14 protein-coding genes and 2 pseudogenes are annotated in these 11171 nt (G+C 66.4%); 6 read left to right on the forward strand and 10 right to left on the reverse strand.

What is annotated here, in order from left to right; genetic code table 11:
* Nucleotides 1–105 precede the first annotated feature (105 nt).
* The 5 genes from AB0K18_RS48155 to AB0K18_RS48175 form a co-directional block, all read right to left on the reverse strand.
* Nucleotides 106–459 carry a hypothetical protein gene (locus AB0K18_RS48155; protein WP_364929213.1) on the reverse strand — a complete coding sequence of 118 codons (354 nt, stop codon included), beginning with the start codon at nucleotides 457–459 and terminating at the stop codon, nucleotides 106–108.
* On the reverse strand, nucleotides 449–1348 hold the full coding sequence (locus AB0K18_RS48160) for a polymorphic toxin-type HINT domain-containing protein (protein WP_364929216.1): 900 nt from the start codon (nucleotides 1346–1348) through the stop codon (nucleotides 449–451). Before AB0K18_RS48160 ends, AB0K18_RS48155 begins: the two co-directional genes overlap by 11 nt.
* Nucleotides 1230–1529, reverse strand: a complete 300-nt coding sequence (locus AB0K18_RS48165) for a hypothetical protein (protein ID WP_364929251.1) — start codon at nucleotides 1527–1529, stop codon at nucleotides 1230–1232. Before AB0K18_RS48165 ends, AB0K18_RS48160 begins: the two co-directional genes overlap by 119 nt.
* Nucleotides 1530–2057: 528 nt before the next feature.
* A complete protein-coding gene (locus AB0K18_RS48170) occupies nucleotides 2058–2612 on the reverse strand; it encodes a hypothetical protein (protein ID WP_364929219.1) in 555 nt (184 codons plus the stop codon).
* Nucleotides 2613–2729: 117 nt separating this feature from the next.
* On the reverse strand, nucleotides 2730–3086 hold the full coding sequence (locus AB0K18_RS48175; RefSeq protein ID WP_364929222.1) for a hypothetical protein: 357 nt from the start codon (nucleotides 3084–3086) through the stop codon (nucleotides 2730–2732).
* 92 nt (nucleotides 3087–3178) lie between these two features.
* Here AB0K18_RS48175 and AB0K18_RS48180 point away from each other — a divergent pair.
* A pseudogene (locus AB0K18_RS48180) lies at nucleotides 3179–3718 on the forward strand (transposase); the annotation flags it as partial.
* 161 nt (nucleotides 3719–3879) lie between these two features.
* Nucleotides 3880–4392: pseudogene (locus tag AB0K18_RS48185) on the forward strand (IS1380 family transposase); the annotation flags it as partial.
* A 161-nt stretch (nucleotides 4393–4553) separates the two neighbouring features.
* On the opposite strand, the gene AB0K18_RS48190 reads toward AB0K18_RS48185, so the two are convergent.
* Nucleotides 4554–4832, reverse strand: a complete 279-nt coding sequence (locus tag AB0K18_RS48190; protein WP_364929254.1) for a hypothetical protein — start codon at nucleotides 4830–4832, stop codon at nucleotides 4554–4556.
* On the opposite strand from AB0K18_RS48190, the gene AB0K18_RS48195 reads away from it, so the two are divergent.
* Complete coding sequence (locus AB0K18_RS48195) at nucleotides 4827–5108, forward strand: integrase core domain-containing protein (protein WP_364385853.1); 282 nt, start codon at nucleotides 4827–4829, stop codon at nucleotides 5106–5108. The two genes, AB0K18_RS48190 and AB0K18_RS48195, sit on opposite strands and share 6 nt — an antisense overlap.
* Here the strand turns inward: AB0K18_RS48195 and AB0K18_RS48200 are convergent.
* Entirely contained in the window at nucleotides 5098–5688 is a 591-nt protein-coding gene (locus AB0K18_RS48200; protein WP_364929225.1) for a hypothetical protein, read from the reverse strand. The two genes, AB0K18_RS48195 and AB0K18_RS48200, sit on opposite strands and share 11 nt — an antisense overlap.
* A gap of 482 nt (nucleotides 5689–6170) precedes the next feature.
* On the reverse strand, nucleotides 6171–6422 hold the full coding sequence (locus AB0K18_RS48205) for a hypothetical protein (protein WP_364929228.1): 252 nt from the start codon (nucleotides 6420–6422) through the stop codon (nucleotides 6171–6173).
* Between the two features lie 190 nt (nucleotides 6423–6612).
* On the opposite strand from AB0K18_RS48205, the gene AB0K18_RS48210 reads away from it, so the two are divergent.
* Nucleotides 6613–7515, forward strand: coding sequence for a MerR family transcriptional regulator (locus AB0K18_RS48210; RefSeq protein ID WP_364929230.1), 903 nt, complete (start codon nucleotides 6613–6615; stop codon nucleotides 7513–7515).
* Between the two features lie 443 nt (nucleotides 7516–7958).
* Here AB0K18_RS48210 and AB0K18_RS48215 read toward each other — a convergent pair whose 3' ends face one another.
* Together AB0K18_RS48215 and AB0K18_RS48220 are read right to left on the reverse strand one after the other, a co-directional pair.
* Nucleotides 7959–8759 (reverse strand): GNAT family N-acetyltransferase, encoded by an 801-nt coding sequence (locus tag AB0K18_RS48215; protein ID WP_364929233.1) that lies wholly within the window; start codon nucleotides 8757–8759, stop codon nucleotides 7959–7961.
* A 70-nt stretch (nucleotides 8760–8829) separates the two neighbouring features.
* Entirely contained in the window at nucleotides 8830–9579 is a 750-nt protein-coding gene (locus tag AB0K18_RS48220) for a DeoR/GlpR family DNA-binding transcription regulator (protein ID WP_364929236.1), read from the reverse strand.
* Between the two features lie 50 nt (nucleotides 9580–9629).
* On the opposite strand from AB0K18_RS48220, the gene AB0K18_RS48225 reads away from it, so the two are divergent.
* Nucleotides 9630–9995 carry a hypothetical protein gene (locus AB0K18_RS48225; protein WP_364929238.1) on the forward strand — a complete coding sequence of 122 codons (366 nt, stop codon included), beginning with the start codon at nucleotides 9630–9632 and terminating at the stop codon, nucleotides 9993–9995.
* 713 nt (nucleotides 9996–10708) lie between these two features.
* Nucleotides 10709–10837 (forward strand): hypothetical protein, encoded by a 129-nt coding sequence (locus tag AB0K18_RS48230; RefSeq protein ID WP_364929241.1) that lies wholly within the window; start codon nucleotides 10709–10711, stop codon nucleotides 10835–10837.
* Nucleotides 10838–11171 lie beyond the last annotated feature (334 nt).

An 11171-nucleotide genomic window follows, 5' to 3' on the forward strand; every position in this document is an offset into this window, starting at 1 on the left:
GCGAATAGACCTCGCCCAAAGAACGATTACGAAGGGAAGTGAAAACCCGAGTGAACACGTCCTCAGCCTCACGAACTTGAACGCCTTCACTCGGGTTTCCGATCCTTATGGAACTATCGCCCGTCCCAGCAGCCGCCCGACTTCGAGGAGGCCGTCAATATAGTCGACCAGTCCTGCGACAGCAGGAACATCCTCCGAAGCACGTGCCGGAGTGCGCACCAGTTCGGCTTTGATCTGAGCCAGTCGATCTATCGTCTCGTCCAGCTTCCGCAGATCGGCGACCTCTATCCGGCGATTGACAGCAGCGGTTGCCAGCGCCCCGACGCGGGGATCGAGAATCAGCAGCTCTGTCACGAGATCGCTGAACTCCGCGCCTTGGGGCAGCTCCGGGAACGGGCGTTTGACGAAGGATTCGAACTCTGGCCGAGCCCGGTTGATCCGTTCCTGGTCAATCGGCATAAGTAACAATCTTTCCACTCTTGGTGTAGATACCGAAGGCCTTCCCTACCTTTATCCTCCATCCTCCCTCGCCGTTGTCGAGTTGTACTTTTTCACGTTCTTTCTTGGGAGTACGCGCCCACAGGGACTTGGCTTCCCGCGTGTAATCTGCCAGGGTCCGGCCCTTCCCGTGCTTGTCCAAGTGGTACCGGACCGAGCCGTAGAGCGCTCCGTCCTTGTCGGAGAACGTGGTGTTGTACCAGTTACCCAGGGACTTCGCGTCGTCCTCGCTGAATCCGTAACACCCCGGATCGATGTCGATGTTGTGGACGAGAACGCCAACGCCGCTCGCAGCCACATGGTAGGTGTGGTTGTCGACAATCGTCAGGTTGTACACACGCTGACGACTTGTCGTCCACTTCGCCAGGCCGACTACCTTGACACTCGCGCCGTTGGCCGTTCGCAACAGCGAGCCGGGCTCGAGCCTTGTCGCCGCGACCCAGTCTTGGAGGGTCTCGACCCAGAAGGGATGCTCGTCGGTGGCAACGATGACGCCTTCCGCGTTTCCGTTTTCACCGTCGACGTCGACGGTCACCTGGACGAGGTTCTTGGCGCCCTCACCCCTGATCGTATCCACGACCGGCTTGGCTTCGACCTTTCCAGTGGCCGGGTCAGCGGCCAGAACCTTGTCCCCGACTTCAACCTGTTCGATCTGTTTTTCGGTTCCGTCCGCCATGACGACCGCGGTCCCCGGGGCGAAACTGTTCCGTCCGCATACCGCTGCGAGAGCCTTACGGGCGTTTTCTCGCGCTCGCCCTGCGATCTTGAGTTTGTCCTTGGCGGCGAGCCAATTCTTGAAGGCGCTGATGGCGTCGCCGGCGTGTTTCCAGACGGCCCTTTCCGAGTTCATAGGCCTTCTTCCACTTCCAGGGCAAGGCGTATTTCGCGGCCAACTTGCCCGCGAGACCACCGGCGAGTGAGCCGAGGATGTTCAGTGCCGTTTTTCCGCAGGCGCTCAGATCGCCACTGGTGAAGTATTTGATGCCCGCTGTGATGCCGAGTTCGTCGGTGGCAATCTTCGCCAGTGCCACCCCAGACGGCAGGACCGGCGTCCCACGCCGCCTCCAGCCGCTGCACCCGCCCCTCGCTCAGCCGGCAGCGCGGCTCGCCCGGCCCTTTCGATTCCAGCCCCTCAACTCCCGCCGTACGCCACACCCCGTGCCGTTGAGGCCGCCGAAGGGGCGCACCTCGGCGCCGGTCCGCTGGTGACGGTACGCGGCATGGGCTCAGGCCGGGTCAACATGGCCGGCGTAATCTGCCGCAGTTACCCGCCTACGCGCCCGAGCTGAACCCCGTCGATGGCGTCTGGTCCCTACTCCGCCGGGCCCTGGCCAACTTCGCCGTCACCGACCTCCCCGGCCTGGTCCGGCTCGTCAAGCGCAAGCTGAGAAAGATCCAGTACTGACCGCACCTGCTCACCGGCTGCCTGGCCCAGACCGGGCTCACCCTCGACATCCCAGCAAACCCATGACTGACTCTACGGATTCAACCTGTGTACGCGAACGAGCCGGTCCGCCCAGTACCGTGCGGCAGCCGCCAGCACCTCCGGACGCCTGTCGTCAGGGGGTGGCGTGTATGACGGCGATGGCGATTTCACCGCTGACAGCGTGAGCCGCTACCACGGGCGCCACCATGCTGTCGACAATAACCGTGGCCTGGCCGGCCGATCCGGACGTGTAGCTCACGCCGTCGACCATCGCCTCCTCAGCGACGACCACCGCTCCCCCAGAGCCGCTCCTACGGCCAGGCACGTGGATGAGCTGAACCCGTTCCCCTCGCCGCAAGTCATAGGGAGCCTGGCCCGGCTTGAACGCCAGCCCCACCCTGACCGTCTTTCTCGCGACCGCCTTGCCATCACCACCCATGACCATCGCGCGAGTGAGCAGAGTGCCCGGCAGCACCGTAACCGTCGCCACGGCCGCTGCCACTTGATCACGCTGCGACCAGGGCCAATACGTGGCCCCGTCGTCAGCGATCCGTGCCTCCTGCAACGAGCCGCTGCCGAAGGGCTGACCAGCGCCGACCCGCCCGGTGACACGGATGACGGACATACGCTCGTCGGCCTGCATTACCAGCATCATCGAAGCCAGGGCACCGCCGAGCACCAGCAGCACAGCCAGCGCAGCAAGCCCAGGGCTGCGCTGACGAGACCACTGCGGCAACTCACGAGAAGCGACTCCGGTCAACACGCCGCTTTCTCCAATCGTTCACCGAAGATCAGAGCCTTGCTCTCAGAAGCTGCGAGCCGAGTTGCACCAGCGCAACGAACCACCTTCGGGATCGACATCCGGGCCGTAGCAGAACTTGGCCCGCTTGATGGAGCCGAAGAACACCGAATCCAACACACATCCACGCTTCGGCCCGGCCTGCAGGAGGATCGTCCGACCGATGGTCGTCTGATACTCCACGGCCACTTTGTTGTCATCATCGAGGCGATCACACAGTGCAACATCTTTACGGTTGGTGCTGATCTCGACATCCCCGAGCCGCCCGTACCCGTCGTTCCACGACCGTTCCGATGCCCGCACGGGACCGGCTACCAACAGCGCGGCCAACATCCCAGTCGCAATCAACGCCCAACGCGGCATCGCATCTCCCTCCCGATCACGACGCCACATCATGTCACTCTCGGTGACGTAAAACAATCAGAAAGTAGCAGGAGAGTTGAGTGCACGCCCACCGCCAACCCCGGCCCAGTGCCTGGGTCGCCGAACTCACCGGCCTGCTGGACCTGACCGGCTGGCCCAAGGGCATGCGCGTCATCGCCCGCAAGGAACGCCCGCACCCCGGCGCCCAGCTGCGCTTCACCGATCTGGACGGGCACCGCTTCACCTGCTTCGTCACCGGCACCCCCGGCGGCCAGCTCGCCGACCTGGAACTACGCCACCGCCGCCGCGCCCGAGCCGAAGACCGCATCCGCACCGCCAAGGACACCGGCCTGCGCAACCTGCCCCTGCACGACTTCACCCAAAACCAGATCTGGCTCGAGATCGTCGCTCTGGCCTGCGAACTCACAGCGTGGATGCAGATGCTCGCCCTGAACGGCACCGATGCCCGCCGCTACGAGCCCAAACGCCTGCGGCTGCGCCTGTTCGCGGTCGCTGGCCGACTGGTGCACGGCGGCTGCCGCCTGCATCTCCGCATCACCGCGCGATGGCCCTGGGCCCACCAGATCATCACCGCCCTGGCACGCCTGCACGCTCTGCCAGCGCCGACCTGACCAGCACCAACCCATCCCACGATCAAGAAAGGAGACCCACGGGCCCGTGGAACTCCGCCCAACCCGGCGCGACAGCCGGGTACCCACGCTGACCACAGCGGGACAATCAACCTCCAGCCGAAGACTTCAGCCGACCAGCTCAACCTGTCGGTCACGCCGGCGCGGTCCTGCTGCACAAGCTCGCCGATCGGGTAGGGCTGACTCAGATGCTCGGCGGACTGTGGCCGGACGGGCAGATCGCGCCCCGGCGCGACCGGGCGCATGTGCTGGTCAGTCTGGCCGCCGCGATCGTGTGCGGCGCACGCAGCGTGCTGGAGGCAGAGCGGCTGCAGGCCCACCAGACGGCGTTGTTCGGTGCGGCGCCGTCGGACTCCACCACCCACCGCATGCTGGCCGGTCTGGACGAGCAGATGCTCGTCCGCATCGCCAAGATGCGGACGAGGGTACGCCGCCGCGTCTGGCAACTCCTGCATCTACGCCCGGGCGGCTTCCCCTGGTTGACGGTGGCCGGCAAGCGACTCCGCGGCTGGATCGTCATCGAGATCGATGCCACCGTCATCACCTCCGCCTCCGATAAGAACGGCGCGGCGGTCACGTTCAAGATGACCTACGGCTTTCACCCGCTGGCCTGCTGGTGCGCCAACACCCAGGAAGTGCTGACGATTCTCGCCTGAGAAGCGGACCCGACCGCAACGACCCAGAAAGGAGTCTCACCCGGGCCCGTGAAACCCGGCGCCCCCGCAGTGTCATGCGACGGCCCACCCCAACCGCGTCGGGGACATTACGGGCAAACCGCGGAGCCCCTCCCACAACCCATCCCGCTGAAGAATCGAGGCTAAGCCCGCCATTCCACAACGGCGGTACCGAAGGCGTCAATACCAAGACCAAGCTCCTCAAACGGCAGATGTACGGCCGCTCCGGGCTCGCTCACCTTCGCCACCCCATCCTGCTCGGCTAGCCACGTTCCGTCGCCACCGAAAGTGGGCCAGAGCCCGGTTACTGGACAGACCCCTCCTTGAAGGCGGTGCGCGGTGACCGACAGCAGCCCGCCTGCGAACAGCACCCGCAGTTGGGGCTCCTCAAGGATGACGGTGACGACCTTGCCCGGATGCACCTGGCCGACCTAGACCTCAAGGATGACCTCAGGTCAAGTGTCCGGAGAACGGGGGAAGCTCAGGGCGATTCACCCTGCCGTCCATGGCGCAGCCTGGCCGACGTCGAACTGACCGTCGCCGAATGGGTCGCCCGGTACAGCACCACCCGCCTGCACTCAGCCATCGGACACCTCCCGCCCGACGAGCTCCGGGCCCGCGTCCCAAGGATGTGGGCCCGGTCTCATCCACCAGAGCGACCCCAGTCAGGCGCCGTCGGCCCCATACTCACGGAATAGGCACGCGCAGAAGAGGCGATCCGTTGTAGTGAGCCTCCCAAGCGGTGGCGCCGACAAGATCAAGTGGTTGCTTGATCATGGCACCGGCCTCGCCGTTCACCCAGGATTCGAGTCGTTCTCGCACTGTCTGAACGGGGAGGCGCCCCGCCAACTGGGAGACCACTGTCGTGCCTACCACCATGCCATACAAGCATTTGAAGGGCATGGCCTCTCCTCGGGCTCGGGCGGCGGCCTCCAGTGCCCGGTTGAGACCGCCGCATATACCCTCGCTGGCCGCCTGTAGGTGCATGGGCACCTGCGGTGCACCTGGCAACTGGTCCCGCAGCAAATGCCTCTCCTCGTCGTCGGCAAGGACATAAGAGGCGTTCATCGGGAGGTGGTCCGAGATCGCTTGGACGATTTCAGACATCAGTCGGTCGGTGTCGGCATCCTCGAATATCTCTAGGTCGGTATTTCCGCCGGTGTCACCTTCGCCTCCCCCCGTCACCTCACCCTGCTCGCCGAGGATATCCTCGATCAGGTCTTCGATATCGGCCCTGCTAGCATTCGCATCGCCCAGCCAGCTGATAAATACTTCCACGGCTCTACCATATCTGCCCTCTGAACATCGTCTCAAGGAAGAACGCGTCCAGCTTCGTGAGTGACCTCTTGCGGCGATCCGGGCGGTCCCAGCTCATACCCTCGATCTTGTTCTTCAGACGCGCGCCCTATTCTCGATAAGCTTCGATGTAGAATTGCTCGCGCCGGACATGGCATCCCTGGAGGCATATACGTCGATAATCTCCGACGCCTTGTCGCCTAACTCTGGGTGGTAATGGCCATGCCCTGACTTCTGCTTTTCGAAGCGTGCGTTGAGCATTTGCTGGGAGCGTTCCCTTGCCGCTGGCCTTGCCTACGTAAACGATCTGGTCCTTACTGTTGCGGATCACGTAGGTGATGTAGCTTCTTCCGCCGGCCGCGCTCGGCACGTCTACCCTGAACCCCTTTCCAGGAGTTATGCGGAATCTACTGAACATGCTGGCCTTACCACCAACCTTGCCCCTATCGCTACCCATGAGCTCATCAAGATCGCGGCGCGCCCAGATTCCATTGAAGAAGAAGTCGGTGGCCTTGTTCACGCCGCATCAGCCGGTCACCGTCGGCGTCATAGGCCATGGAGGTGTCAGAGCCGTCAACAGTGACCTTTTCCAACTGCCTCGTCGGGCTCCAGGTAAATGTTGTCCGCTTGCCATTGACGGTGCGGCTGATGAGTTGGTCAGCGTTGTCATACGAATACGTTTCAGTTCTGGATGGCCGCGTGATGGAGGTGACCACGTTAGGCCGTATCGCCGAAGATCCGGGCGCCGGGTATTGGTAGGTAGCAGTTTCCGTCCCATCGACCAGGGACGTGATGTTGCCCTCCGCCGGGACCCCCGATCGCGAACTCCACGCCGGCGGGGTTTGCATATGCCGTAACGGCATGTGGTCCAGTGGACGGTGAGCACGACGTTGAGAGGTTTCCTTCATGCACCTGCCTGCGATGCCCCGCTGGGTCAAGATCGGCGACGCTGCCGCATTCACCGGGACCACCCCCCGAGCCATCCGCCACTACCACGCCATCGGGCTGCTTGCCGAACCGGAGCGGGGCGCCGACAACCGCCGCCGCTACGGCTACGACGACATGATCCGCCTGCTGTGGATCCGCAAAATGGCGGACGCCGGTATCCCCTTGGACGACATCCGCACCGCCTTCGAGGGCACCATCGACATCGAGCAGTCGCTCGCCCAGCTGGAGGAATCCCTCACCGCCAAGGCAGCCGCCATCGAACACCAGCGGACCGCCGTCCGCCACCTGCGCGAGTCCGGCAACCCCCTTGGCCTGCTCTCCCCGTTGGTCACCGGCCGACTGCGCCACGTGCCGCCCGGAGCCCTGCGCCCTGCTGACCTCGATGCCCTCCTGGTCACCGAGCGCATTTTCGGCCCGCTCGGCGCTGCAGTCCAGGCCGACCGGTTCATCGTCCTGGCCGCCCGGCCCGACCTCCGGGCCGAGGACGACCGCCTGGCGGAGGCCGAGGCGGCCCTGGACGACAGTGTCTCCCCCGACGACCCCCGCGTGGACGCCCTCGCCATCCAGCGGTGCGCCCACGAGACCGCGTTGCTCGCCGCCATCGAGGACGCCGGACTGGAGGAAACGCACGACGACCTCTTCGAGCAGTACGACGAGACTGCGGATAAGGACGAGAGCGAGACGACGATGAGCGCGTCGGAGGCCATCGGCAAGATGCCGTACGACTTCTCCCCGGCCCGCATCCGGTACGAAGAACGCGTCTTCGAACTGCTACACGCCCGGCAGAACGGCGACACGCCCCACAGACCAACTGATCAGCTCTCAACAGCCTCCACCGACAACGCCGACGACATCAGCTAATCATCCGACAACGGACCTGGGCTCTTCCGAACCGCGCCCCGCCACGACTGAAGGAACGCACCATGACCAGGCAAACGGTCGTCATCGACGGGATAGACCCGTGCTGCGAGGCGTCCGGCGTCCCGGCCGATGCCACCGTATTGTTGATCGTCGGCGGGGCACCATCGATGATCTGGCGCGAAGAGGGTTCTGTACCCGGTTCGCCGAGGCGGGTCGCCAGGTCGTGCGTGACGACCACCGCGACCGCCGTGATGATTCACCCCCGCTGCTGCCGACCGCTCCTTTCCGCCCTGATGGGCGGGTGTTCCGCTGCACGCTGGAGCGACTGGCGCCGATTCCGCAGCCGCGGCTGCGCATCAGGCACCGTTCCCGCCAGAGTCCAGTAGGCCGTCGATCGGCTGGAATGCCCCGGCGTGCATCGCGCGTTCGTGGTGCCGCCACGCTCAGGTGGCGTTGATGGCGTGCTCGGCGAAATGGCCGCAGGAGCGGAAGCCTAGGCGGCGGTAGACGGGCTCGCCGGCCGCGGATGCCTGCAGGACCGCGATGCGATGGCCTCGGTCGCGGGCGGCGTGGAGTGCGGCGAGGGTGATGGCGGTTCCGTAGCCGCGCCGGCGGTGGGCGGACAGGGTGGTGATGTTGTAGATGCCGGCGACGCCCGCGTGGTGGAAGACCTCGGCGGAGCAGACCGGCCGACCCGCCGCGTAACCGACCAGGTAGCTGGCCGGGCTGTCGGCGGCCAGCGCCTGCGGAGCGGCCCGTGAGAAGAAGCGGCGGACCGTGTCGGCGGGCGGGGACCAGTTCGCCGCCAGGATCGCGGCGTAGTCGGCGAGTTGCCCGTGCTCGGTCACCGTACGGATGTCCAGTCCTTCCGCGGCGGGCGGCGGCAGGGTGTCGTCGAGTTCGGCCCACATGGCGGTTTCCCGCTCGGTCGCCGGCAGGCCGGCTGCCGACAGCCGCGCGCTCAGGTCCGGCGGTGACGAGGCGGGCCCCACCCACCAGGAGAAGCGGCGGCCAGTGGAGGCCAGTTTCCGGACGCTGTCGGCGATGCGTGCCGGTGCGGTGGCGGGGGTGAAGCGAGCCGCGGCGACGATGTTGAAGGTGTCGTCGTTCAGGCCGCTGTCAGCGATCAGGAGGTCGTCGGCCTCCACGACGGTCGCGCCTGCCAAGCTTCGGTGCAGATGACAGGCGTGTCCCGCCAGGTTGAGCTCCATCCTGGCAGGTAGGTCGGGTACGGGGACGGGCACGAGCCAGACTATAGAGCATCACGCACAATCGTGAAAAATTACGCACTTCCTGACTCGCCGCGTTCATCGCTCAGGTGGCGTGGAGGATGGGCACGCTGAGCGCCCGTAGCGTGGCGTGGGCGGGGTCGACGTCGGTGACGATTCCCGCGACCTCCGTCAGCGGCAGAACGGCGAACCGGGAGGCGGCGCCGATCTTCTCCGCGCTGCCCAGCACGTACGTGTCCGCCGCCTGCCTGGCCAGGGCGCGCTTCATGGCGGCCTCGTCGGCGTCGTCGGTGGTCAACCCCATCTCGGGATGCACGCCGGTCACACCGAGCAGGAAGAGGTCGGCGTTCAGCCCGCGTGCGGCCTCCGCCGCGGCGGCGCCACAGGCGACCATGGAGTGCTTGAACAGCCGGCCGCCGATCAGGTACACCTCCACGTCGTGATGCTCGGCCAGCGCGCTGGCCACGGTGGGGCTGTGCGTGATGACGGTGGCGCGCAGGTCGAGTGGCAGGGCGCGGACGACCGCGAGCGCGGTGGTGCCGCCGTCCAGGATCGCGGTGCTGCCCGGCCTGATCAGCGCCGCCGCGGCGGCGGCCACGCGTTGTTTGCCGGGCACCTCGACGCCCTGGCGGGTGGCGTAGTCGGCGATCGCGGGCGAGGCGGGCAGCGCGCCGCCGTACACCCGCTGGCACAGCCCCGCCGCCGCCAGATCGCGCAGGTCGCGGCGGATGCTGTCCTCGGAGATGCCGAGTTCGGCGGCGAGGTCCTTGGCGATGATCCGGCCGTTCAGCCGGAGGCGTTCCAGGAGCAGCTCACGGCGTTGGGCGGCCAGCATGCACGATTCTCCTTGTTGTTTCCTGTTTTTGCCTATTATAGTTCCGCAACGTGATGATTCTGATCGCGGGTCCCTACCGTTCTGGCACGGGTGACGACCCCGCACTGATGGCGAACAATCTGGCCCGACTGGAGGAGGCCGCATGGCCGATCTTCCGCAGCGGCCATGTCCCGATGATCGGCGAATGGGTGGCCCTGCCCGTCCTGCGCGGCGCGGGCGGCACCGGGCCGGCCGACCCGGTCGCCGAGCAGATCATGTACCCCACCGCGGAACGCTTGTTGCGGCACTGCGACGCGGTCCTGCGCCTGCCCGGGGTGTCGACCGGCGCGGATGAGGACGTGCGGATCGCCACCGAGCGCGGCCTGCCGATCTACTACCGCGTCGAGGACATCCCTGGCTTCCGGCCCGCCGCCTGACCGGCACCAGCGACGACGCCGAGCCTCGCGACCGCCCTGAGGGCGATCACGATCGCAGACCTGGCCATGGTCCGCAGCGGCGAGATCGTCGACGCGCAGGACGCGTACGAGCAGGTCGTGGCCCAGGTCGGGCTGGAACCCCGGCGTCTGGGGGTGCTCGTGCACGTCCAGCACGGTCCGATGATCCAGTCACGGCTCAGCGACCGGCTGCGGGCTCGACGCTGGGTCCGCTCACGCCTATCGCGTCGCGTACGCGGACGACGCCGCGGCCAGGCTCCTGTCCGACGTCCTGGTACGCATGTCCACCACCTGGACGGCCGACGCCCACGTCCGCGCGGGTGGCCGTACCTGGCTGTACGACTTCGCCTGGCGAGGGACCGGCCGGGGCGACCCACGGCATCGACGTCCCCTTCGCGCTCGGCCTTCCGGTGACCCGGGCCGGCTCCGTTACGAGCCGGAGCTCGGCACCACCCGGATCTGGGACACCGATCCCGCCGACACCGCCTATCCGCTGCCTGAGTTCCGCCGCATCCGGGGCCATGCACCCCCCAGCCGTGATGCGGGCTGGAAAGCGCAGCGCTCGGTCGTGACGAAGTGGAACGCGTCGGCCGCGGAGATGACGCGGGCGTGGTGGCGCTCAGCGTGGCCGAACGGGCCCCGCGCGGGCGTCGCGGCTGCCCAGGGACACACCCCTGGCTCGGGCCCTCATCCCGATGATCGACAACTTCACCAGCACCAATGACCCGATCGAGGACTACCTCGTCGAGCCGCGACTGCTGGAGGGCGCGGCGGACAACGTGGATGTCCTCATCCCCGGTCACGGAGTCCGTGAGCGGAGCTGACCAGCTACGCGCACGAATCGACCAGGACCGCGCGTACGTGCACCCCTTGCGTGACGGCCATGTTTCCGACGACCCTCACATGCCGGTCGCATGGTAGGCGGGCAGCTGCCGGCACAGGGCCGCGATCAGCGGTGTGCGTCGCCGGCGGTAGCCCCGGCGGGTGCACCGCAGGTGCCGGTCGAGGTCGCCGCGCTGGATGAACTCGGCGACCGTGGCTTGAATGATCGAGGCGGTGAACCCAGGGCTGAAGCGTTCTCATGTGGTGAGACCGAGGAGCTGGAGACCGTCGGCGGGGTGGCTGCGGTAGTGGTCGGTGGCGGCGGTGATGTTGGTC

The sequence above is a fragment of the Nonomuraea sp. NPDC049421 genome (assembly GCF_040677005.1).
Classification (GTDB): Bacteria; Actinomycetota; Actinomycetes; order Streptosporangiales; family Streptosporangiaceae; genus Nonomuraea; species Nonomuraea salmonea.

Bases quoted from the DNA above. Each gene is read 5' to 3' on its own strand.
- AB0K18_RS48155 (WP_364929213.1), bottom strand. From the start codon at position 459: ATGCCGATTGACCAGGAACGGATCAACCGGGCTCGGCCAGAGTTCGAA.
- AB0K18_RS48160 (WP_364929216.1), bottom strand. From the start codon at position 1,348: ATGAACTCGGAAAGGGCCGTCTGGAAACACGCCGGCGACGCCATCAGC.
- AB0K18_RS48175 (WP_364929222.1), bottom strand. From the start codon at position 3,086: ATGCCGCGTTGGGCGTTGATTGCGACTGGGATGTTGGCCGCGCTGTTG.
- AB0K18_RS48195 (WP_364385853.1), top strand. From the start codon at position 4,827: ATGCACCTGGCCGACCTAGACCTCAAGGATGACCTCAGGTCAAGTGTC.
- AB0K18_RS48210 (WP_364929230.1), top strand. From the start codon at position 6,613: ATGCACCTGCCTGCGATGCCCCGCTGGGTCAAGATCGGCGACGCTGCC.
- AB0K18_RS48220 (WP_364929236.1), bottom strand. From the start codon at position 9,579: ATGCTGGCCGCCCAACGCCGTGAGCTGCTCCTGGAACGCCTCCGGCTG.
- AB0K18_RS48230 (WP_364929241.1), top strand. From the start codon at position 10,709: ATGATCGACAACTTCACCAGCACCAATGACCCGATCGAGGACTACCTC.